The organism is Streptomyces sp. NPDC044061 (assembly GCF_056434305.1).
In genome coordinates this window covers 1-21,866 of the sequence record NZ_JBWKFL010000011.1, presented here as the reverse complement: position 1 = coordinate 21,866, position 21,866 = coordinate 1, and the positions used below count along the sequence as shown (strand labels likewise).

17 protein-coding genes are annotated in these 21,866 nt (G+C 72.7%); 6 read left to right on the top strand and 11 right to left on the bottom strand.

Features of this window, described 5'->3' with window-relative positions; translation table 11 throughout:
• Positions 1-11 precede the first annotated feature (11 nt).
• On the bottom strand, positions 12-812 hold the full coding sequence (locus AC07CM_RS18875; protein ID WP_478877533.1) for an SAM-dependent methyltransferase: 801 nt from the start codon (positions 810-812) through the stop codon (positions 12-14).
• Positions 813-1,247: 435 nt separating this feature from the next.
• Between AC07CM_RS18875 and AC07CM_RS18870 the strand changes: the two genes are divergently transcribed.
• On the top strand, positions 1,248-2,243 hold the full coding sequence (locus tag AC07CM_RS18870; protein WP_478877532.1) for a hypothetical protein: 996 nt from the start codon (positions 1,248-1,250) through the stop codon (positions 2,241-2,243).
• 148 nt (positions 2,244-2,391) lie between these two features.
• Here AC07CM_RS18870 and AC07CM_RS18865 read toward each other — a convergent pair whose 3' ends face one another.
• Together AC07CM_RS18865 and AC07CM_RS18860 are read right to left on the bottom strand one after the other, a co-directional pair.
• Positions 2,392-4,296, bottom strand: a complete 1,905-nt coding sequence (locus tag AC07CM_RS18865) for a glycoside hydrolase family 5 protein (RefSeq protein WP_478877531.1) — start codon at positions 4,294-4,296, stop codon at positions 2,392-2,394.
• Positions 4,297-4,381: 85 nt separating this feature from the next.
• Positions 4,382-5,254: a trypsin-like serine protease gene (locus AC07CM_RS18860; RefSeq protein WP_478877530.1), complete on the bottom strand. Its 873-nt coding sequence runs from the start codon at positions 5,252-5,254 to the stop codon at positions 4,382-4,384.
• A 201-nt stretch (positions 5,255-5,455) separates the two neighbouring features.
• On the opposite strand from AC07CM_RS18860, the gene AC07CM_RS18855 reads away from it, so the two are divergent.
• Complete coding sequence (locus AC07CM_RS18855) at positions 5,456-6,670, top strand: MFS transporter (RefSeq protein ID WP_478877784.1); 1,215 nt, start codon at positions 5,456-5,458, stop codon at positions 6,668-6,670.
• Between the two features lie 80 nt (positions 6,671-6,750).
• Positions 6,751-7,236, top strand: coding sequence for a DUF6174 domain-containing protein (locus AC07CM_RS18850; RefSeq protein ID WP_478877529.1), 486 nt, complete (start codon positions 6,751-6,753; stop codon positions 7,234-7,236).
• Between the two features lie 423 nt (positions 7,237-7,659).
• Here AC07CM_RS18850 and AC07CM_RS18845 read toward each other — a convergent pair whose 3' ends face one another.
• The 4 genes from AC07CM_RS18845 to AC07CM_RS18830 form a co-directional block, all read right to left on the bottom strand.
• A complete protein-coding gene (locus AC07CM_RS18845) occupies positions 7,660-7,905 on the bottom strand; it encodes a Smr/MutS family protein (RefSeq protein WP_478877528.1) in 246 nt (81 codons plus the stop codon).
• Complete coding sequence (locus AC07CM_RS18840) at positions 7,902-8,462, bottom strand: CGNR zinc finger domain-containing protein (RefSeq protein ID WP_478877527.1); 561 nt, start codon at positions 8,460-8,462, stop codon at positions 7,902-7,904. Before AC07CM_RS18840 ends, AC07CM_RS18845 begins: the two co-directional genes overlap by 4 nt.
• A 101-nt stretch (positions 8,463-8,563) precedes the next feature.
• Positions 8,564-8,758 carry a hypothetical protein gene (locus tag AC07CM_RS18835; protein ID WP_478877526.1) on the bottom strand — a complete coding sequence of 65 codons (195 nt, stop codon included), beginning with the start codon at positions 8,756-8,758 and terminating at the stop codon, positions 8,564-8,566.
• Between the two features lie 44 nt (positions 8,759-8,802).
• The gene (locus tag AC07CM_RS18830; RefSeq protein ID WP_478877525.1) at positions 8,803-9,864 is read right to left on the bottom strand and encodes an alpha/beta fold hydrolase; all 1,062 of its coding nucleotides are present in this window, start codon (positions 9,862-9,864) and stop codon (positions 8,803-8,805) included.
• Positions 9,865-10,181: 317 nt separating this feature from the next.
• On the opposite strand from AC07CM_RS18830, the gene AC07CM_RS18825 reads away from it, so the two are divergent.
• Positions 10,182-13,100 (top strand): AfsR/SARP family transcriptional regulator, encoded by a 2,919-nt coding sequence (locus AC07CM_RS18825; RefSeq protein WP_478877524.1) that lies wholly within the window; start codon positions 10,182-10,184, stop codon positions 13,098-13,100.
• Between the two features lie 93 nt (positions 13,101-13,193).
• On the opposite strand, the gene AC07CM_RS18820 is transcribed toward AC07CM_RS18825, so the two are convergent.
• Both AC07CM_RS18820 and AC07CM_RS18815 read right to left on the bottom strand, forming a co-directional pair.
• Positions 13,194-14,603, bottom strand: coding sequence for an FAD-binding oxidoreductase (locus AC07CM_RS18820; RefSeq protein ID WP_478877523.1), 1,410 nt, complete (start codon positions 14,601-14,603; stop codon positions 13,194-13,196).
• Positions 14,604-14,667: 64 nt separating this feature from the next.
• Positions 14,668-17,898 carry a BTAD domain-containing putative transcriptional regulator gene (locus tag AC07CM_RS18815; protein WP_478877522.1) on the bottom strand — a complete coding sequence of 1,077 codons (3,231 nt, stop codon included), beginning with the start codon at positions 17,896-17,898 and terminating at the stop codon, positions 14,668-14,670.
• Between the two features lie 211 nt (positions 17,899-18,109).
• Between AC07CM_RS18815 and AC07CM_RS18810 the strand changes: the two genes are divergently transcribed.
• Positions 18,110-18,667, top strand: coding sequence for a DoxX family protein (locus AC07CM_RS18810; protein ID WP_478877521.1), 558 nt, complete (start codon positions 18,110-18,112; stop codon positions 18,665-18,667).
• On the opposite strand, the gene AC07CM_RS18805 is transcribed toward AC07CM_RS18810, so the two are convergent.
• Positions 18,651-20,222: an FAD-dependent monooxygenase gene (locus AC07CM_RS18805; RefSeq protein WP_478877520.1), complete on the bottom strand. Its 1,572-nt coding sequence runs from the start codon at positions 20,220-20,222 to the stop codon at positions 18,651-18,653. The two genes, AC07CM_RS18810 and AC07CM_RS18805, sit on opposite strands and share 17 nt — an antisense overlap.
• A 276-nt stretch (positions 20,223-20,498) precedes the next feature.
• The gene (locus tag AC07CM_RS18800; RefSeq protein WP_478877519.1) at positions 20,499-21,077 is read right to left on the bottom strand and encodes a TetR/AcrR family transcriptional regulator; all 579 of its coding nucleotides are present in this window, start codon (positions 21,075-21,077) and stop codon (positions 20,499-20,501) included.
• 262 nt (positions 21,078-21,339) lie between these two features.
• On the opposite strand from AC07CM_RS18800, the gene AC07CM_RS18795 reads away from it, so the two are divergent.
• The coding region (locus AC07CM_RS18795; RefSeq protein WP_478877518.1) for a (2Fe-2S)-binding protein at positions 21,340-21,866 on the top strand (527 nt) is incomplete at its 3' end.

Genomic DNA, 21,866 nt, shown 5'->3' with positions numbered 1-21,866 from the left:
CGCCCGCGCCCTCAGGCGGTCTTGCGGGCCACGCCCCCGTAGAAGCCGATCTCGTGCGAGCGGGGCGGAGGCGTGGTGTCCGGGCGCCAGAACGGGACCTGGGCCAGGCCCGGTTCGACCAGGTCGAAGCCGTCGAAGAACCGTTCGACCTCGCCGCACGAGCGCAGATTCAGCGTGGCGGTCGCCTTGGTGTAGACGGCCTGTGCCGCGCTGCGGTCGGCGAAGTCGCCGGTGGCGTGCGAGAGCACCAGGAAGCTCCCGGCCGACAGCGCGTCGCGCAGGGTGGCGACGGCCCGCTCCGGCTGTTCGGCGTCGGTGAGGAAGTGCAGGACGGCGACGAGGAGCAGCGCGACCGGCTCGTCGAAGTCGATGGCCCGGCGGACATCGGGATGGTTCAGCACGGCCCGCGGGTCGCGCACGTCGGCGAGCACGACGCTGGTCGTGCCGGAGCCGCTGAGCAGCGCGCCCGCGTGCGCGGCCACGATCGGGTCGTTGTCGACGTACGCGACGCGTACGTCCGGCGCCGGCTCGCGGGCGATCTCGTGCACGTTCGGCGAGGTGGGCAGCCCGGTGCCGATGTCGAGGATCTGGCGTACGCCGCTGCCGACGACGTACCGGACGGCGCGCCGCAGGAAGGCGCGGTTGGCCCGCAGACCGATGCGTACCTCGGGTGCGGCGGCGGCGAGTTCGTCGCCGGCCCGCCGGTCGACCTCGTAGTTGTCCTTGCCGCCCAGCAGGTAGTCGTAGATCCGCGCGGGTTGCGGCCTGCTGGTGTCGATCTCGGCCACGCCGAAGCCGCCGTCCTGCCCCACACCGCGCCCCTCTCCATCACCGCCACGGCCCCATCCGTGGACGGTTCAGGACAGCTTCGCACATCAACTGTCCTGTTCAAGCAGGCAGTTGTGTGCGGCGTGCAGGAGTAGCACCGTGACGTCGTCCGTGCGCCGACCGGTGGGAGCGGACACCGAAGGCCTCCGCGTGCACGGCGACGAACCCGCTCCTGGAAATCGACAGCCGGTATGTTCATCACGTTGCGGTCCGCCCCGGCGGACGGCGGCGTTCGCGGCGGGACGGGGAGATCGCGGCGACGTTCGAGGCAACGAGCGGGGGATCCATGGAACGTCATGACCACAGACGCGTGCTCCGAGTCGACCGGATCGCCCCGCAGAGCGACGGGGAGCCCGGATCACCCTCCCCAACCGGCCGGTCCCACGGCCGATGTCACCGTTCGATTCCATGGAGGCGCCTTGTCCACGTCCTTTTCCGGTCCGTCGTCCCGCCCGTCGCGTCGTCATCTCCTCGCCGGGGGCGCGGGCCTGGCGCTCGCCGTGTCCGCCGGATCGCTGGTCTCGCCCGCGCGGGCCGCCGCGGCGGAGCCGGCCACCGCCGGGCTCTACAAGCTCAAGCCGCCGCACCTGCTGGAGGCCGAGACGCTGGTGGAGTACCTGCGGCTGCGCGCCGACCAGTGGAGCCACAACCGCTACAACGTCGAGCAGACCAACGGGGAGAACCTCGGCAGAACCCAGGTGGCCTGGGGCCGTCCCGGGCGCCCGGAGGAGTTCGAGAACCTCTCGCAGTGCGCGTCGTTCATGACCTCGCTGCTGCAACGCTCCTACGGCGCCGACACCGCGTACGGCTGGGCCACCCCGGCGTACTTCAACCAGTACTTCCCGCCGAAGGACGGCTCGACCCGGACCACGTCCTTCCCCAACGCCGAGGATCTGCAGGCCGGATTCCTCAACGCCTCCGATGTGCCGCACTTCGACCCGGTGACCAAGCCGGTGAACCTGCGCCCGGGCGACATCGTCGCCTGGGACTACGACCCCGCCGTCAAGAGCACCCCCTACACCGGGCACACCGTGCTGATCCGCGAGTACCTGGGCACCCTGTCCTCCTCCGTGGACGGCAAGCTGGGCATCACCGGTGTGGTCCCGCACCTCTTCCAGGTCGTGGACTGCACCAACAGCCCCCACGGTGGCCCCGACCGGACCAGCCAGACCAGCGTCGACCACTACCGCGCCTATCCCGACACCCGGGCCGAACTCGCCGACGACGACAGCGCGTACACCGAGTACAGCGGGGTCGGCTACGGCCACATGATCTTCTACGCCGACCCCGGCACCTCCCTCTTCGCCGGATACCGCTGGAGCGTCAACTCCGCCACGCCTCAGCCCGCGGTCGCGCAGCCGGTCACGGGCAAGAAGCAGATCGCCGCGGGGCGCGTGAACGCCTTCGTGGTGTAGCCGACGCGCCCGGGCGGCAGCCGCTTCGCCCAGCGGGCCGGTGACCCGTACGGCGTACGGCTCCCGGGGGCTCTCCCGTGGGTCCCACGGGAGAGCCCCGCCCGTCAACTCGTGGCCGGTCCAGACGGGTTGGCCACTCGGGCCGATGTCACGGCAGGGTGCGGCACAGCAGGGCATCGGGTCCCGGGCGGCTGCCGAACCGGGTGGTGAAGGCGATCCCGGCGGCGTACTCGTCCGCCCCGCACTGGCCCTTGTAGTCGCCGTAGGCGAAGTCCCCGCCCGGGGCGCCGGTGGGACGGTTGTCGGACCGGTCGAACCACACGGTGCGCGTGGCTCCCGACAGCGGGGTGCGACCCGGCACGCACAGGGCCGCCGACAGGCGTTCCCCACGCAGGCTGTAGCCGATCAGGAAGTTGCCTGCCGGGCACTGGAGTTTAATGTACCCGGACGCCCAGTCGCCGCCCGCGGGCACGTACCGCTCGTCGGTGACGACCGTCTGACCCGCCTCGGAGGTGCGCGGCTCGGCGGCGCCGCTGTCGGTGCACAGGCCGCGACCGGTGGTGTGGCTCAGACCGATGAGCCGCAACCCGTCGGGGCAGGCGGCCTTGTGGGCTCCCGGATCCCAGTCTCCCGCGGCCCGCACGCGCAGGGACTCCACCGCGTCACCGTGGTCGGTGCCGAGCATGCGCCAGACGGGGACGGAGGCCACGGGGCCGGTCGTGCTCGGCGCGTTCACGAGGTGCTGCCACGCCGCACCGCGCCAGTCGCCGGAGTCGAGGACTCCGGTGCGGTGGCCGGCGCCGTCGTAGCGCAGCAGTGCCCAGTCGTCGTGGCCCTCGAAGCCCACCAGCGGCCAGAACGCGAAGTCGGCGTCGTGCTCGGCGAAGTAGTCGGTGATGTTGCCGAACCAGGTGCGGGCGGCCGGATTCGTCTCGCTGGTGCCGATGCCGAACTCGCTGACCCAGACGGGCGCGGTGTAGTGCCGGCCGGTCTCCTCGACGAAGAACGCCTCGTCGTCGAGAGCCGTGTCCAACTGCTCACGGTTCAGGTCCTGGTAGCGGGGATCGTGCGTCTCGCCGATGCCGGTGGCGCCGCTGTGGTGCGGTCCCGTGTAACCGTAGAAGTGGGCGGAGTACACCAGTTTGTGGGCGTCCACGAGGGTGTGCGAGAGCGTGCGCACGGGGGTGAGCTGCGGTCGGCCGTGCGGGAGTCCGTCGACGGGCACGCCGGTCCAGTTGATGCCCTCGACGACGACGAGGAGACGGGGGTCGGCCTCGGTGAGGATCCGGTCGGCGGCCAGCTGGGCGGCGGAGTACCAGTCGTGGTCGTCGCCGAGGCCCCAGTTGGGGTCGTCCAGAACGTCGCGTCTGACCTCGTTGTACAGGTCGGCGCCGACCACGCGGGGCACGGCGGCGTAGCGGCGGGCCATGAAGACCCAGTCGTCGGCCCACTGCTGTGTGGACTGCCCGCTGTTCCAGCGCTCGTTGCCGTCGATCCCGCAGCACCACCGGGACGTGTTGGTGTGGTTGTTGAGGATGACGGCGAACCCGCTCCGGCTGAGCGCGTCGACGACGGCGTCGTAGACCTGCAGGGGCGTCCTCCCCCGCAGTCGGGGGTTGGCGCCCACGGCGGCGTCGGGCACCGGGGCCGTGGCGTGGATCATCTCGTTGGAGAACGGCAGCCGGACGGTGTTGATCCCCAGCTCGTGGAAGTCGGCGAGCAGCCCGTCGAGCGGCACGCGGTCCAGGCCGAGAGGTATGCCGTAGGAGTTCTGGCCGGCGTGGTGGTTGGCGGGGTCGGTGACACTGCCGTTGCCCGTCCACGACCCCTGCGCGCCGTCCCAGTTGGCGGCCTTCAGCCGGAAGCGGTTGCCCTGGGCGTCGACTATGTAGCGGCCCTGGGTCGACAGGGGTGGGGACCAGGTGGCGGAGGCCGCCGCGGTGACGGGTGGAGGGGGCGGCGGAGCCGCGGCGGCCGGTACCGTCTGAGCGGCCACGAGGAGTAACCCCGCGACCGTTCCGCCCAGACGAAGGACAACGGGTGCGATCGACATGGCCCGAGTCTGTACGGTCGCACCGCGACTGGGAAGGTTCATGTCAAGCGTCTTCGTCATGGGCGGCCCGGCGCGCCGGCGGGGGCTACGGCAGTTCGACGAAGGGGGAGAGGAAGGCCCGGGCGCCCGGGGTGTCGAGCCGGTAGACGACGTTCGTCGCGTAGCACGGGGTGTCACCCGTGATCGTGGTGGCGGCGAGGACGTTCCTGCCGCCCAGGACCGCGAAGTTGGGTCCGCCCGAGTCGCCGTAGCAGGCACCGCCGTTGCCCTGCGGCGCCGTCATGCCGAGCCGCACCCAGGCGTTGTTGAGGGCGTTGAAGGTCACGGGCGCCTTCATGCGGACGCCGCCGCCCGGATGTGTCTGGCCGCCCGGTCCGTTGACCGCCTCCTGCGTTCCGTACCCGGCGACGAACCAGTCGGTGGAGTTCAGCCCCTTCGGGCCCATGGCGCCCAGCTGGTTCGCGGCCGGCAGCGCGGCGGGCGTGAAGGACCAGCGGGAGGCGACCTTCGCGGCGGGCAGTTCGATCACCGCGATGTCGTGCGGGTCGGAGGCGGGGCCCGGGTAGTCGGGGTGGGTGTGGGCGGTGCCCGCCACGGCGACGGCGTTCGCCTGGGCGGCCGGATCACCCGGGTACTTCTTCGCGGCCGCGTCGAGTCCGGCCTGGACGTTTTGGTCAAGCGACACGTAGAACCGCACGTCGTCGGGCCAGTCGGTGGTGCAGTGCGCGGCGGTCAGGAACGTGTTCGTGTCGACCATCGTTCCGGAACACACCCAGTCGACGCGGTCCGGGGTCGCCGGATCGCCGTCGTCGTCCCAGGTGGCCACGAGGGCCCCGACCTCGGTGCGTTCGGGCGCGGGTGCGGCGTTGTACGAGTTGATCGCGGAGGAGGGCAGAGCGGCGGCGAGCACGGTGGCACAGGCCGCTGCGGTGACGGCGGTGGCGCGTACGGCGGTCAAGAAGAACCCCTTCACTGGGTGTGTGGGACAGGTGTTCTCCTGTGGGAGGTAGGGAGCATTGAAGTGCCTGATGCGCCCCGCGACAAGACCCGGCAGGACCACGGAACGAGCCGTGGGACCGGGTGAACCGACACCGGACGGCGCAGTGAGGCGTTGCGATCGCACAGGATGCCCCCTGGCCCGTGTCTAAGGTGGAGCGTGATCAGCAGCGACACGGAGACTCACCGCCGGGTGCGAGGCCGGCCCGGCTACAAGGCCGCGGCGGCCGTCTTCGCCATCGGGATGATGGGCACCACCCTGCCCACACCGCTGTACGGGTTGTACCGGGAGCAGATCGGCTTCTCCGAACTGATCGTGACGGTGGTGTTCGCCGTCTACGCGGTGGGCGTCATCGCCGCCCTGCTGATCGCCGGCGGCTTCTCGGACGTGCTGGGGCGGCGCCCGGTGCTGCTGGCCGCACTCGGCCTGGGCGCGCTCAGCGCGGTGTGCTTCCTGGCCGAGGCAGGGCTGCCGCTGCTGTACACCGGCCGGGTGCTGTCGGGCTTCTCGGCCGGTCTGCTGAGCGGTACGGGCACCGCGGCCGTCCTCGAGCTCGCCCCGCCCGGCCGTCGCGGCCGTGCCGGACTGGCGGCGACCGCGGCCAACATGGGCGGCCTGGGACTCGGCCCCCTCGTGTCCGGCCTGCTCGCCGAGTACGCCCCGTCCCCGCTCAAGCTCCCGTTCGACGTCCACCTGGTGCTCCTGGCGCTCGCCGCGCTGGTCGTCTGCCTGCTGCCCGAGACCGTGCGCCGCTCCGATCCGCGGCCGTCGCTGCGGCCCCAGGGCATGAAGGTTCCGCCGGAGGTGCGCGGGGTGTTCGCGCCGTGCGCCCTGGCCGCCTTCGCGGGCTTCTCCATGCTCGGCCTGTTCACGGCCGTGGCCCCGGCATTCCTCACCCAGACGCTCGGGGAACGCAACCTGGCGGTTGCCGGTGCCGTCGTCTTCTGCGTGTTCTGCGCCTCGACCTGCGGGCAGCTGCTCATGGGGCGGATCGGCGCGCGCCGGGCCCTGCCCCTGGGGTGCACGGTGCTCGTCGCCGGACTCCTCCTCATCGGGGCCTCACTGTTCCTGGAGTCCCTCGCGCTCCTGCTGATCGGTGCGGTGACCGGGGGAGTGGGGCAGGGAATGGCGTTCCGCGGGGGCCTGACCGAGGTGAGTGCCGCGGCGCCGGAGGCACATCAGGGCGCCACCATCTCGGCGTTCTTCGTGGTCGCCTACGTGGGGATCTCATTGCCGGTCGTCGGGGTGGGCGCCCTGACGGTGGCGCTGGGGCTGCGCGGGGCCGGCCTGGTGTTCACGGCGTGCGCGGTGCTGCTGGTGACGGTGGTGGGGATCTGGGTGAGGCGCAAACTGCCCCCGGAGGCCGCCCGGACATGAGGCGTGTGCGGGCCGGGTGAACGTCCCGCCGGCCGCCGGCGTCGAAGGAGAAACAGCCGGCGAAGGCGAAAGGCCCCGACATGCGATCCGTCCGACCCGTTCACCGTTCCCCGCTGCCGCGCATGGTGCTGATCGCCGGACTCGCCTGGGCGACCGCCGCCTGCCAGGGTGAGGCCCGGTCGACCGAAGCGGCGCGGGCCGAGAGCACCGCCTGGAAGGAACCGTCCGCGTACACCTACACCCTGCGCTCGACCGGGGGAGAGCGGCTCCTGAACGGCGCCTTCCGGGTGACAGTGCGCGACGGGAAGGTGGCGCACGTGACGGGGCTGGACGAGCCGGGCCGCAGAGTGGTCCGACGGTCGCCCGAAGCCGTGCCCACCATCGGCGGCCTGCTGAAGCAACTCAGAGAGGCGCGGCGCGACGGAGCGGACACGGCGGAGGCCCGCTACTCGACCGCCGGCTACCCACTACGGATCACCCTGGACTGGTCGGCGAACGCCGCCGACGACGAAGCCCGGTACGTGATCAGCGAGTACTCGCCGGGCGACGGTCCTCCAGGAGGATGATCGGGAGGCGAACCGCCGTCGGAACCGGGTCGCGGCTGGTCGGCGGCAGTGGTCTCCGGTGGGTGGACGCGACCGGCCTGACGGTTGGTCACCGCCGCTGCCGGCGCGGGCAAGGACGGACCCACGGACACGGGCCCCGTCTGGACGGCGTTCCGGGCCCACGCCCCGGGCTGGAACCGTCAGCTCCGGCTGCGCGGCGCCGAGCACGCCTCGTTCACGGACACGGAAGTCCTGCTCCCGCAGCTGAAGCTGTCACCGGCCACCCTGGCGGAGGACATCGGTACCGTCGACCCCGCCACGGCCGTGCGGACCAACGAGGCCTACGTGGCGGCGTTCTTCGACCACTGGCTGCGCGGGCGGCACGACCGCTTGCTGGACGGCCCCTCTCCCCGGTACCCGGCCATGGAGTTCGTCGAGTCACCGTCACCTGAAGTGGACGAGGATGCGCCCGGCGTTGCCGGAGTCGACCTCGCGGCGGACGTACAGCTTCCTGATGTGCTTCTGGTCGAGGAACGCGAGGACCCGCTCCTTGAGCCGGCCGGACCCCTTGCCCGGAATGATCTCCGCGACGGGCTCACCCGAATTGTTGGCGCGGAAGAGGAACTGACGCAGCGCAAGTTCGATGTCGCGGTTGTTGCGGAAGATCGGATGGAGATCGAGCGACATCATGCGGAGCCTCCGGCGGTCTGCTTCTTGCGGGCGCGGTAGGCGGCTGCCTTGATCTTGTTGCCACAGGATTCCATGCCGCACCACTGGCGGCGCGTGCCGCGGGAGCGGTCGACGTAGATCCGGGTGCACTCGGGGTTGCCGCATTCCTTGAGCAACGGTACGTCGGGCCCGCTCAGCAGCTCCACGGCTTGCCGGGCGACGGTGGACAGGGCCGCTTCCGGGGTGGCGACGGTCCATCGGCCGGTCGCGGTGAGCTGGGGTGTGGCGGGGGGCTTGCGGGCGGCGCTGTTGAGCCGGGTCAGGCACTCCTCGTCGTACGCCTCGCCGAGGCGGCGCGCGGTGACGAGGCGGTACAGGGACTCGCGCACGGCGACGGCCTGCTCGACGTCGCTGTCCTGGCTGGGGGAGATGGCGTCCACGATGCCGGACTCCACGTACCAGGCGTCCAGGCGTTCGGGCGACACGAACATCTCGAAGCCCACCGTGCGGCGCGCGCGGAGGGTCGCGGCGAAGTCGAGGGCGGGGTGTCCGCAGACGAAGACGTGCTCCAGGTTCACATCACCATTCTGGCAGGTGACGATCGGGTCTGCAAGGCTCGTCGGTGCGCCGCGCACGCCGCACGTCCGCCTTCACCGCGCGCCCAGCCCCTGTCCCCGGCTCAGAGGCCCAGGTCCGCGGCGAGGCAGGAGTAGGACATCCATGACCCTTCCGGGGAGTACGAGTCCCGGGACGGGTCCCTCGGTGTCGCGGCCCGCTCCTCGACCATGTCCTCGTAGCGGATCCGCTCGGGCAACGTGCCGAACCGCGCATGCCGTGCCGCCGCGGCGGTCTCCGTGACGCTGTTGTTCTCCATGCTCTGCCTCCATCGGGTCGAAGTCGGTGTCGGGCGCGTCGGGGTCAGAAGTGGTCCACGTCGACGACGGCCCGGGCGAAGGCCGTGGGTGCCTCCTGCGGCACGTTGTGGCCGATGCCTGTCAGGGTGCGGTGCTCGTACGCGCCGGTGAACCTGTCGCGGTACGACGCCCCGTTGCCCGGAGCGGTGAAGGGGTCCCGCTCGGGGTCGAGGGTGATGGCCGGCACCTCGACGACCGGCCGTGCGGCGAGCCGCTTCTCCAGGCCGTCGTAGCGGCGCTCGCCGTCGGCCAGGCTCAGTCGCCACCGGTAGTTGTGGATGACGATGTCGGCGTAGTCCGGGTTCTCGAAGGCCGCGGCCGTGCGCTCGAAGGTGGCGTCGTCGAAGTCCCACGTCGGGGAGACGGTGTCCCAGACCAGCCGGGTCAGCTCACGGCGCTTGGTCCTGTCCTCCATGGCCAGCCGGCCCCGCTCCGTCGCGAAGTAGTACTGGTACCACCAGGTGTGTTCCGCCGCGGGGGCCAGTGGCCTCAGGTTGGCCTCGAGGTTGGTGACGAGGTATCCGCTCACCGACACCAGGGCCTTGCAGCGCCGCGGCCACAGCGCGGCGATGATGTCGGCGGTCCGCGAGCCCCAGTCGAAGCCGGCGAGAACGGCCTGCTCGATCTTCAGGGCGTCCATCAGGGCGATGATGTCGAGCGCGACGGCCGACTGCTGGGCGTTGCGGAACGTCCGGGAGGACAGGAAGCGGGTCGTGCCGTGACCGCGGAGGTAGGGAACGATCACCCGGTAGCCCTCGGACGCCAGCAGCGGTGCCACGTCCACGAAGCTGTGGATGTCGTACGGCCAGCCGTGCAGGCAGATGACCGCGGGGCCGTGCGCGGGTCCCACCTCCGCGTAGCCGACGTCCAGCAGACCGGCCCTGACCTGCTTGAGCGAGCCGAACGGGGTGTGCGTGCCCCGGCTGACCGCGGGCGACACCGGTGTCCCGCTGTCCTCGCGCGGGGCGGCGGAGGCGGTGGCGAGTCCCTGCGGGGCGGCCAGTGACGCGGCGGCCGTGCCCGTGCCCAGACCCAGGACCTTGCTGAAGGTACGCCTGTTGATCATCCGAAGCCTCCCGTGTGCTTCCGGTGCCGAAGTGCGCGCATGCCGACTGTGGCACAGTGAGCGTCACCGGTCAAACCGGTGACGCCGAAATTCCAGGGTCCACGTGGGGCCTTGCGGGGCGGTGCCGGCCGCGTCGTACCGCAGGCGCGTGTCCACGGGTTCCCTCCGCCCGTAGGCTCCCCTGGCGTTCACCTCTCCGGGTGCTGAGCGCCCCGGCGTCTCGGCGGCCGGCCGGGCCGGGGAAGCCGGCGTGGGGCTGCGGCTCCCTCCTCGCCCGCGCACGCTGTGACTGAGGGTCACGGCACGGCATAGGGTGAATGAACGGGTGGCAGTGGAGGGGGAGCGGAGTGGTGCCGGAGACAGTGCGGTTCACGGTGCTCGGGCCGGTCCGCGCCCGGCGGGCGGGGACCGAGCTCGACCTCGGCGGCCCACAGGAACGGGCGCTGCTGGCAATGCTGTTGATACGGGCAGGTCAGCCGGTCGAAGTGGGCGAGATCGTCGACGTGCTGTGGGGCGGGCGCCCGCCGGGCACCGCGGTCAACATGGTCCGCCGACACGTCGGATCCCTGCGCCGCCTGCTGGAGCCCGGGCTGCCCGCCCGGGGACCGGGCCGCTGGCTGCTGAGGGGCGCCGGTGGATATCGGATGGTGACCGACGGTGACTCCCTGGACCTGCTGCACTTCCGCGCGCTGCGGGGGGAGGCCCGGCGGGCCCTGTCGGACGGGGAACCGGCCCGGGCCGTGGAACTCCTCACCGAGGCGCTGTCGTTGTGGCAGGGACCGGCAGCCTCCGGTATCGCTCCGGAGTCCCGCGCCCACGCGGCGTTCGGCTCACTGGACGGTGAGTACCTCGCGGCCCTGAAGGAGGCCGCCGATGCCGCGCTCGGCGCCGGTGTCCCGGACACGGTCCTGCCCCGGCTCCGGGAGGCCGCTGCCGGCAGCCCGCTGGACGAACCGCTCCTGGCCCGGCTGATGCTCGCCCTCTCGGCCACCGGTGCGCGGGTCGAGGCGCTCAGCACCTACCAGGTCGTGTCGGACCGGCTCGCCGACGAGTTGGGCATGGACCCGGGAGTGGAGCTGCGCGACGCCCACGCCGCGGTGCTCGGCCGTCGGGCGTCGTCGCCCGCCGCGGCGGAAGCCCCGGACGAACATCCCGGCGACGGACCGGCGGCCTCCCGGCATGCCACCGCGCAGGCGGTCTCCGTGCCCGCCCAACTGCCGTACGACCTGGCCACGTTCACCGGGCGCCGGGCCGAACTCGACGAGGCGCTGGGGCTGCTGTCCAGCGACGCACGGTCCGCCGAGACGGTGGTGATCAGCGCCATCGGCGGCATGGCCGGGGTCGGCAAGACCACGCTCGCCGTGCACTGGGCCCATCGGATCAGGGACCGTTACCCGGACGGGCAGCTCTACGTCAACCTGCGCGGCTTCGACCCGTCGGGCGCCGTCATGACCGCCGACGAAGCGGTCCGGGGTTTCCTGGACACGCTGGGGGTGCCGCCCGAGCGCATCCCGCACGATCCGGACGCCCGGACCGCCCTCTACCGCGGCATGCTCGCCGGCCGCCGCTTCCTCCTCCTGCTGGACAACGCCCGGGACACCGACCACGTACGGCCGCTGCTGCCCGGCACGCCCGGCTGCCTCACGATCGTCACCAGCCGCAACCAGCTGTCCTCCCTGGTGGCGGCCCACGGAGCCCATGCCCTCACCCTGCGCCCGCTCGACGCCGAGGAGGCACGCGAACTCCTCGTCGGCCGGGTGGGCGCCGAGCGCGCCACGGCCGAGCCGCAGGCGGTGGCGGAGATCACCGCCCGGTGCGCCGGACTTCCGCTGGCCCTGGCCTGCGTCGCGGCCCGCGCGGCCGCCCATCCGCACTTCGCGCTGTCGGCCATCGCCGCCGAGCTGCGCGAAGCCCACGGCAGCCTGGACGCCTTCAGCAGGGCCGACACGTCCGCCGACGTCGGCGCGGTCTTCTCCTGGTCGTCCCGCGCCCTCTCACCCGCCGCCGCCCGTCTCTTCCGCCTGCTCGGGCTGCATCCCGGCCCCGACGTCACGGCGCCTGCGGCGGCCGCCCTCACCGGGCTCACCGTACCGGCGGCACAAGCGCTGCTGACCGAGCTGATCCGAGTGCACCTCGTCAACGAACACACCCGCGGCCGCTGCTCCTTCCACGACCTGCTGCGCGCCCACGCCGCCGAACTGGCCCACGCCGAGCACGGCGGGTCCGAACGCCGGGCAGCGCTCGACCGGCTCTTCCAGCACTACCTCCACACGGCGCACGCCGCCGGCCTGCTGATCGCACCGTACGCGGACGGGATGCCGCTCGACCCCCCGCCGGAGGGGGCCCTCCCGCAGCCGCTCGCCGACGACGAGCGGGCCCTGGCCTGGCTCACGGCCGAGCACGCGGTGCTGCTCGCCGTCGTCCACGCGGCCGCGAACTCCGGCTCGGAGCGCGTCGCCTGTCTGCTCGTCTCGTCCTTGGAACGGTACTTCGACCGGCAGGGACACTGGCACGACTGGGTGGCCGCCCAACGGGCCGCACTCGACGCGGCTCTGCGCCTCGCCGATCCTGTCATGGAAGCTCACAGCGTCCGCGGACTGGCCCGCGCCGAGGGGCGACTGGGCCTGCACGGCGAAGCCGCCGTCCACCTCGACCGCGCTCTGGAACTCTTCACCGGGCTCGGGGACGACGCGGGGCGGGCCAGCGTCCACCGCAGCCTCGCCTGGGAAGCCGAGCAGCGCGGCGACCTCCACGGTGCGCTGCGGCACGACCAGTTGGCCCTGGACGTCCTCCGGGCCGGCGGCAGCCCCGCCGCGCAGGCATCGGCCCTCAACGCGGTCGGCTGGTCCCACGCCACGCTCGGGGAGTACCAACAGGCCCTCGAGCACTGCTCCGAGGCCCTGACCATGCTGCGGGAACTCGGCGACCACGTCGGCCAGGCCGCCACCTGGGACAGCATCGCCTACGCCCATCACCACCTCGGCAACCACCCGCAGGCCCTCACGGGCTACCGCAACGCACTGGCCCTGTACCAGGAAGCGGGGGTCCCGGCCGAGGAGGCCGGGTCCCTGGTCCGCATCGGCGACGTCCACCGGGCGACCGGCGACCACGAGGCCGCCCGCGCCGCCTGGCGGAGCGCGCTCGCTCTCTACACCGAACTCGCCCACCCCGAAGCCGAGCGCATCCGCGCCCGGCTGGCACAACCGGCGGAGACACACGGACCGGCGAACGTCTGAGTGTCGTGCGTCGGGACGACCGCCCGCGTCGCACGAAGCGTGAGCGGGCCCGGGAGCGGTATCCGATCCCGGGCCCGGCCGATGTTCGGGGACTCAGGCGGTCGAAGGGGGGATGTTCTGGTTGAGGCGGAACAGGTTCGTGGGATCGTAGGCGTCCTTGACCCTGACGAGCCGCTCGTGCACCGCGTCGGGGTAGGAGGCGCGCACCTTGTCCTCGGCGCCGTCGCCGGTGAAGTTGACGTACATCGCCCCGCGGCCGTGGCGCGCGATCTCCTCGCGGGTGTCGCGGGCCCAGGCGACATGGGAGTCGAAGTCCGTCGCGTCCGGGGAGCGCGCGATCACGTTGCACAGCATGCTCGAATCGCGCTGACTGAAGGCGGTGGAGTCGGCGGGGACGCGGGCGAAGGCACCGCCCAGCTGGTGCAGATGCATCTCGCTGTTCGGCGTGGGCGTCGTCAGGTGGCGGCGCAGCACGGCGTCGAGCGCGGCGTCGGACGGCTCGATGAACGCCGAGGTGAAGTAGTTGTGGGCACCGGCCGTCCACAGCGGGTCGAGCATCGACTGCATCCCCGTGTACGGCATGGGGCCCATGAGGTCGGCGATGGGCGTCCCGAGCCTCCGCAGCGGGCCGACGGCCGCCTCGCCGGCCGCGAGGTCGCCCGCGTACATTCCGACCAGCACCACGACACGGGTGCCGTGGACTTCCGGCGGCAGGAACGGCAGCGGCGGAGCCGTCGTCAGGTTGACCAGCGTCGTCAGGTCGTCGGGCATGTCCCTGGTGAGTTCACGCCAGCCCGTGATCACCTGCCGGGCCTGGGCCGCGGGATAGACGATCAGGCCGCCGAGGACCTGCGGCCCCACCGGGTGCAGCTGGTACTCGAGCGAGGTCACGACACCGAAGTTGCCGCCGCCGCCGCGCAGGGCCCAGAACAGCTCGGAGTGCTGCTGCTCGTCCGCCCGCACCACGCGGCCGTCCGCGGTGACGACCTCGGCCGCCGTCAGGTTGTCGGAGGCCAGCCCGTGCCGCCGCACCAGCCAGCCCACTCCGCCGCCGAGCGTGAAACCGGCGATGCCGGTCGTGGACACCAGGCCACCGGTCACCGCGAGGCCGAACGCCTGGGTCTCATGGTCGAGATCGCCCCACGTCATGCCCGTCTGGGCGACCACCCGGCGGCGTACGGGATCGACGACGGCGCCCTTCATGGGCGACAGGTCGATGACGATGCCGTCGTCACAGGTCGAGAACCCGGCGATGCTGTGGGCGCCGCCACGCACGGCGACCAGCAGGTCCTGGCTGCGTGCGAACTCGACGGCGCGGATCACGTCCGCGGTCCCGGCGCAGCGCACGACGAGGGCCGGGTGCTTGTCGTGCGCCCCGTTCCAGACCGCGCGGGCCTCGTCGTACTCGGCATCGCCCGGGCGGACGACGCTGCCGCGCAGGCCTGCCTCCAGTTCGGCGATGGTGGCGTCCCCCAGAATGCCCTTTGCCGTATCGATCGACATGGTCGGCTCCTTGGATCGAGTGCTTTGACCGACACCAAGGACGCTAGGCGGCGCCTCTTAGCACTCACTCAGCAGCCGCTTTGCCGACCGGTGCCTCCGGCACCGCGCGCCGCAGGACGGCCGGGCCGCGGACGTCGCCGAGGCGCGCGAAGAGGTCACCGGCCCGGGCGGCCGTCGCCCGGGCGCCGTCGCGCTCACCGGCCTGCCACAGCAGGCGCGCCAGCATGAGGTCGACCCATCCCGCGGCGGACGGCGACCCGGCGACCTGGTCCAGGCACTGGGCGCGGGCCAGCAGGCCGCGGGCGCGCGCCGAATCGCCTGCGGCACGCGCCACGAGCCCCAGATGCAGCAGGCTGTTGGTGGTGCCCGGGATGTCGTCGGTCTCCTCGAAACCCGCGAGGACCCGGGCCAGTGTCGCCTGCGCGCCGTCGGTGTCCCCGTCGGCCAGGTGCAGCAGGCCGAGACAGCCGAGGGTGATGCCCTCCTCCCGGCGGTCGCCGAGCCGGCACCTGATCGCAAGCGCCGCGTCCAGGTACTTCCGTGCCGCGTCGTGGTCGCCCCGGCTGCGGTGGATGTTGCCCAGAGCGTTGAGGGCCAGGGATTCGCCGTGCGGGTCGTCCAGCGCGCGGAAGCGGTCGGCACTGTGCTCGGCCGCCGCGGCGGCGGCCTCGCCGTCGCCGTCGAGCCGGCTCGCCCACGCGAGATTCGCCAGGGCGTAGCCGCGGGCCCGGGACGAGCCGACGACGCGCCCGGCGAGCACCGTCTCCTCGAAGAACAGCGACACCTGCCCCGCCGCGTCCTCCTCGACCGCGTAACCCGGCGTCATGACCGGGAAGAACGGGCCGTTCGCGGCCTCGACGTCGTCCAGCAGCCGCAGACACTCCTCGCAGGCCTCGCGGGCCACCGCACCCTCGCCGCGGCAGACGGCCCACACCCCCTCCAGATGCGCCGCGACGGCCGGCACCGAGGGGTCGCCGGCGTCGCGGGCGAGGGTGCGGGCCAGGTCGAGGGCGGTGCGGGCACGGTCCCAGGTACCGCGCATCCACAGCAGGATCGCCTGCTGGCACCGGGCGTACGCCAGCGCCGCCGGGTCCTGCCGTCGCCGGTGGATGCCTACGATCTGCCCGGCGATGTCCTCCAGCGGAGAGCCGTCACCGAGGCGGACCGCCAGCACGGCCTGTCCCATCAGCGCTCGCGCGCGCTGCGGGGTGGGCTCCGGCGCGGCGGCCAGGGCGTCGTCGAGCCAGCGCCTGCCCTCGGCGAGCCGCCCCCGTTCGGGCCAGAACGAACGCAGGGCGACGGCCAGCCGCAGCGCGTCGTCCGGTTCGTGGCGCAGGAAGGAGCGCAGGGCGGCCCGGAGATTGCCGTAGTCGGCCTCCAGCTCCAGCGATGTCGCCCCGGACACGCCGGTGGCCGGCTCGTGGTCCTGGGCTTCGGCGAGCGTCAGGTAGAAACGCCGGTGCCGGGCCTCGGTGGCCGCAAGTTCCCCGGCGGCCAGCAGGCGCTCGGTTGCGTACTGCCGGATCGTCTCCAGCAGCCGGTAGCGGACCTCGTCCTGCCGCGGCTCCGCCCACACCAGGGACTTGTCGGCCAGCCGGCCCAGCAGGTCGAGCACCGCCGAGCCGTGCGTACCGTCCGCGCACACCTCCTCGGCGGCGGTGAGGGAGAAGCCGCCCACGAAGACCGCGAGCCGGCGGAACAGGCGCCGTTCCTCGTCGTCGAGCAGGCGGTGACTCCACTCCAGGGTGGCCAGCAGTGTCTCCTGGCGGGTCGCACCGTGCCTGCTGCCCCGACCGAGCAGGCCCAGGGCGTCGTCGAGCCGCTCGGCGATCTGGCGCGGGGCCAGCACGTGCACCCGCGCCGCCGCCAGCTCCAGGGCCAGGGGCATTCCGTCGAGCCGGAAGCAGATCTGCGCCACGGCCGCCGCGTTCCCCGGGGTCAGCCGGAAACCGGGGGCCGCGTCGGCGGCCCGCTCCACGAAAAGGCGCACGGAGGCGAAGCGGCCCAGTTCCTCCACGGTCGGCAGCCGGCGCGGATCCGGCAGCCCCAGGGAGGGCACCCGGAAGGCGCGTTCCCCGTAACTGCGCAGCGGCTCCCGGCTGGTCGCCAGTACGAAGACGCCCGGGCAGCGGGCCAGGATCTCCGAGGCCAGCGCGGCACACGCGTCGATCAGGTGTTCACAGTTGTCCAGCACCAGCAGCAGCTCCCGGCCGTCGAGCTGGGCGACCAGCGCTTCCCGGGACCCACCGGACGGCGGGAGGTGCAGCCCCAGCACGGCCGCGACCGCCTCGGGCACGAGGTGCGGCTCCGCCAGCCCGCCGAGGTCCACGAACCACGCCCCGTCCCGGAAGCCGGTGCTCCGACGGGCCGCCACGGCGAGCGCGAGCCGGGTCTTGCCGCAGCCGCCGGCGCCGGTCAGGGTCAGCAGCCTGCTCCGCCCCAGCAGCTTCTCCACCTCGGCCATCTCGCGTTCCCGGCCGATGAGGGCCGTCGCCGGCGCCGGCAGGTTGTGCCGCGGGGGCTGCGGCCGCCCCTGGTCCCGCGCCTCGACCGAGTCGGCCAGCAGCACCCGGTAGAGGCGACGTGTCTGCGGGTCGGGGTCGGCGCCGGTGTCACGGCCGAGCGCGTCCCGCAGGTGCTCGTAGGCGGCCAGCGCCTCCCGGCGTCGCCCCGCCCCGGCCAGGACCCGCATCAGCGCCCGGTGACCGGGCTCGTTCAGGGGGTCCTCGGCGATCAGCGCCCGCAGCACGTCCAGGGCCTCGTCCGTGCGGTGCTCTTGCTCGAGGGCCTCACCCAGTCCGAGCCTGAGCGCCGTACTCCGCGTCTCGAGCGCCTCGGCCGCCTCGTTCACCCAGGGCTCGTAGCGGTCCTCGGGCAGCAGACCCGGAGCGGCCAGGGCGAGCGCGGCACGGTAGTCCTCGGCCCCGCCGCCGTCCGAGGCCCGCCGGGCCGCCTCTTCGAAGGCGTCGACGTCGATCCGCACCCCGCCCTCGGGACCGAGCACCACCATGTCGTCGCGGAGCACCACGACGTCGCCCGGCGCCCCCGCGGAGGCCAGGGCACGCCGCACGGCGTGCAGCACCTGGTGGAGGTTGTTCGACGCGGCCGCCCCGTCCAGGTCCGGCCACAGCAGGTCGTAGAGCCGCTCCCGGTGCACCCGGTGGCCCCGTGCCAGACACAGCAGTTTCAGCAGGCTGCGGGCCTTGCGCAGCCGCCACGCCCCGGCGGCGACCGGGCGGTCCTCGACCGTCACGGCGAAACCGCCGAGGAGCCGGATGCTCACCTCATCGGCCATGGCTGCCCTCACGAGCAGGCTACCGCCTGGACTCGATCGGGACCCGGGGGCCGCGTGGCGCCCAGATGCATGATCATGGTTGCTGCAGAAGGATCGGCAGGGGCGGTCCACGCTCCGCGACGCGGCGCGGGGCGCACCGCCGACCGGTGCCTCGGCGGCTGTCCGAGCTGGGGGCAATACCCGTTCCGGCGTCTCTTACCGGAGCATCGACATGCATACGAAACGCATCCTGCACCGTCCTTCGACTTCCACCGGATCGCCTGCCCACGTCGGCACCACGGCCACGTCGTCCGCCGCCGACTGGGGCCTGCTGCTGATCCGGCTGACCTTCGGTCTGGTGATGGCCGCTCACGGCGCTCAGAAACTCTTCGGGATCTTCGGGGGTCACGGCCTGACGGCGACCGGCCGGGCGTTCGCCGGCCTCGGCTACCGTCCGGGAAAGCTCTTCGCCTTGTTCGGTGGCCTGTCCGAGTTCCTCGGCGGTCTGGGCCTGGCCGTCGGTCTGCTCACTCCGCTGGCGGCCGCCGCCCTGATCGGCACGATGATCAATGCCATGGCGACCGTCACCGGGGCCCATGGTCTGTGGGAAGCGGACGGCGGTGTGGAGTACAGCGTCTGCATCACCGTGGTCGCCCTGTCCGTCGCGGCCATCGGCCCCGGCCGCCTCGCCGTCGACCGGTTCTTCCCCTGGGGTACGGGCGGCTGGGGCGAGGCCGCGTTCGCGCTGGGTCTGGGAGGTGTCGCCGCCGCGATCACGCTGAGTCTGTGAACCGCGTGATCGCGGTGAGGGCCTGCTGGAGCGGGGCGTCGCCCGCTGGGCGGTCGCGCCAGCGGGCGCCGACGTGGCCGTCGGGGCGGACGAGCAGCGCTCCCCGCGGGCCGAGGCCGCAGCGGTCCCTGTGCTTCTGGGGAAGGGGCTGGATACGAAACGGCCATGGCGCGGTGGTGAGTTGCGCCCATTCGGTGGGCTCCGGGGTGAGCAGCGTGAACCATTCGCCGAAGGCGTCGAGCGTGGACCGGTCGGGTGCGAGCCGTAGGTGTGGCATGCGGTGCCCCGGCTCGGCGGTGGGGACGTAATCCGTGCTCCCGTCGGCCGGCTCGGGTGGGCTGCTGCCGTCGGCGAGGACGGCGTCGGAGCGGTAGCCGCCGCCGAGCACCAGACCGAGTTGCGCGAAGTACTGGTCGGACCAGGGGAGTTCCACCTGGTCCGGCGCCGCTTCGGGGGCCCGGAGCTGCTCGCGCCGCCGGTTCTGCACCTGCACGAGGAGCTGGGTGTTGGCCACCGCCTGGCGCAGGGTCCGACGGGCGACGGGTCGCCGCTCCGTCTCGTAGGTCTCCAGCAGGCCGGGCGCGGCCCAGCCGCGGAGTACGCCCGCCAGTTTCCAGCAGAGGTTGTGCGCATCGGTGATTCCGGCGTTCATGCCCAGGCCGCCGATGACGGGGATCGCGTGCGCGGCATCGCCGGCCAGCAGGGTCCGGCCGCGCCGGAAGCGTTCGGCGACGAACGCGTTCATCACCCAGTGCTGAACGCGCAGCACGTCGGCTCGTACGCCGGTGCCGGGACCGATGGCGTGCGCGACGAGTCCGGCCCAGTCGGTGCGTGCGGTGTCCGCGGGGGTGGCGCCGAACCAGGCCCAGCCCCCTTCGGGGTAGAGCGGGATGAAGGATCCGTGCGCGGTGAAGTAGACCCCGGCGGGCTGCCGGGCGCACCAGCGGCCCAGGTCGGCGTCGAAGACGACGGTGGTGAAACCGCCCATCGCTCCGGGGCCGGTCGTGTCGATGCCCAGCAGTTCTCGTACGGTGGAGTGCGCGCCGTCGGCGGCGAGTACGTACCGCGCGCGCACGTGGGTCTCGTCACCGCTCTGCCGGTCGACCAGCAGGGCCACGACGCCGTCGGCCTCGTCGGCCAGGCCGACGAGCTCGACCCCGAACCGCACCGGTGCCTCCGCCGCGCCGAGCAGGACGGGTTCCAGCCGGTCCTGCGAGGTGAGGACGCCGATCGCGGGGCTCTCGGGTACCGGCCCGCGGATGCCGACCATCGCCGCTGTCGCGAAGTCGTGGTCGTGCAGGGTGTCGCGGAAGCGGATGCGGCCGTACTCCGGCCCGAACGCTCCGGCCGTGATCCTGGCGGCGAGCCCGAGCTGCCGGTAGATCTCCATCGAGCGCACGTTGACCAGCCGTGCCCGAGGGAAAGGCGACAGCTCGTGGTGTCTCTCGACCAGCAGCGCCCGCACGCCCCAGCGTTCCAGCAGCGCCCGGGCGGTGAGCCCGACCGGCCCGCCACCGACGATCAACACCTCCACCTCGGCGTCCGCGACAGGCATGGCGAGCTCCTTCTGCCGCGACGGCCGCCCCGACGACGACCGATGCGCCCTGTGATCAATCTTCCGCGCCGGCCCGCCGGCCGCAATGTCCGCGCGTCGGCGTACACCCGAACGTGCCGGGCAGCCACATGGTCGTGTGCCCGTCCGCTTCGTGCCGCCGTCCTCGGCGAAGCCGGCCGCGTCGCCGCTCAATGCCCGTGCCGTGGCCTGCCGAGCCGGGTGGGCATCGCCGGTGCGCGGTGCGCGGTGCGCGGTGCTCGGTGCTCGGTGCGCCGGTCACCGACCGGGCGCCCCCGTGCGCAGGCCGTCCATGACGAGGTCGAGGAGCCGGGTGGCGCGTGGCTGCCAGTCCTCGTGCGGGGCGAGCTGCCACAGGCCCGCTATGGCGAGGAGGAAGTCCTCCGCGGTGACTCCGGCCCGGATGGTGCCGGCCTCCTCGTTGGCGCGGAGCAGCAGCTCCGCCGCGGCGGCGACCGGCGTGGGGGACGGCTTCGCCGGGCCTCCCGGGGCGCCGGTGACCTGCCGTATCGCGTCGGCCAGGCCGGCCTTGGCCATGGCGAACTCGGCGAGCCGGTCCATCCAGGCACGCAGGGCCTGTTCGGGCGGCCGGGTCCCGAGGAGCTGCGTCGCGCTGTCGGCGACCTGGTGCATCTCGTGGCGGTAGATCTCGAGGACGAGGGCCTCGCGGTTGGGGAAGTTGCGGTAGAACGTGCCCTGCCCGACGCCGGCCTTCTTGGCGATCGCGCTCAGCGGTGCGTCGGCGCAGTGCGTCAGCTCGGCGAGTGCCACTTGCAGGATGCGCTCGCGGTTGCGCTGCGCGTCCGAGCGCAGGGGCGCGCCCTTCCTCTGTTGCACTCGTCCTCCTCGAGGGTCGTGGCCGAACCTCGCCCTTGCTAAGCGGACAGCTGTCCGGTAAGTTCTCGGCTAACGGACAGCTGTCCGGTTGTGTCCACGATAGCCGTGGACGCGGCCCCACGGCAGTCGGCAGTCGCCATCTCCGGCCCCAGCACTCCGCACATTCGGTTCACTCCCGCGTTGTCTCCCGCACCTTCCACGGCATCCGGTACGCCGGCCGCCTGACCCCCCAACTGTCCTGGAAACGCGAAAGAAGCTGCTCATGGCCCAATCGACGTCCAGTGTCATCACCCTGAGGATCAACGGCGAGAAGTACACACTGCCCGTCGACCACCGCACCACCCTGCTCGACGCACTGCGCGAGCGCCTCGATCTGACCGGCACGAAGAAGGGCTGCGATCAGGGGCAGTGCGGTGCCTGCACCGTCCTGCTGGACGGGCGCAGGGCCGTCGCCTGCCTGCAGCTGGCCGTGGCGGCCGAGGGCCGTGAGATCACCACCATCGAAGGCGTCGCCGACGGCGAGCGGTTGCACCCCGTGCAGCAGGCCTTCCTCGATCTGGACGGCTTCCAGTGCGGGTACTGCACCCCGGGACAGATCTGTTCCGCCATCGGGGTGATCGAGGAACACGCGGCGGGCTGGCCGAGCGCCGTCACCGACGACGTCCGGCCCGAAGCCGGAGCACCACCGCTGACGGCCGAGGAGATTCGCGAGCGGATGAGCGGCAACCTGTGCCGGTGTGGTGCCTACGTGGCGATCGTGGAGGCGGTGGCCCGGGCGGCCGACGCCGG

What these genes read in the sequence shown, in the direction of transcription:
- AC07CM_RS18830 (WP_478877525.1), bottom strand. Translation starts at nt 9,864, where the DNA reads ATGATCAACAGGCGTACCTTCAGCAAGGTCCTGGGTCTGGGCACGGGC.
- AC07CM_RS18865 (WP_478877531.1), bottom strand. Translation starts at nt 4,296, where the DNA reads ATGTCGATCGCACCCGTTGTCCTTCGTCTGGGCGGAACGGTCGCGGGG.
- AC07CM_RS18810 (WP_478877521.1), top strand. Translation starts at nt 18,110, where the DNA reads ATGCATACGAAACGCATCCTGCACCGTCCTTCGACTTCCACCGGATCG.
- AC07CM_RS18825 (WP_478877524.1), top strand. Translation starts at nt 10,182, where the DNA reads ATGAACGGGTGGCAGTGGAGGGGGAGCGGAGTGGTGCCGGAGACAGTG.
- AC07CM_RS18835 (WP_478877526.1), bottom strand. Translation starts at nt 8,758, where the DNA reads ATGGAGAACAACAGCGTCACGGAGACCGCCGCGGCGGCACGGCATGCG.
- AC07CM_RS18815 (WP_478877522.1), bottom strand. Translation starts at nt 17,898, where the DNA reads ATGGCCGATGAGGTGAGCATCCGGCTCCTCGGCGGTTTCGCCGTGACG.
- AC07CM_RS18850 (WP_478877529.1), top strand. Translation starts at nt 6,751, where the DNA reads ATGCGATCCGTCCGACCCGTTCACCGTTCCCCGCTGCCGCGCATGGTG.
- AC07CM_RS18805 (WP_478877520.1), bottom strand. Translation starts at nt 20,222, where the DNA reads ATGCCTGTCGCGGACGCCGAGGTGGAGGTGTTGATCGTCGGTGGCGGG.
- AC07CM_RS18845 (WP_478877528.1), bottom strand. Translation starts at nt 7,905, where the DNA reads ATGATGTCGCTCGATCTCCATCCGATCTTCCGCAACAACCGCGACATC.
- AC07CM_RS18820 (WP_478877523.1), bottom strand. Translation starts at nt 14,603, where the DNA reads ATGTCGATCGATACGGCAAAGGGCATTCTGGGGGACGCCACCATCGCC.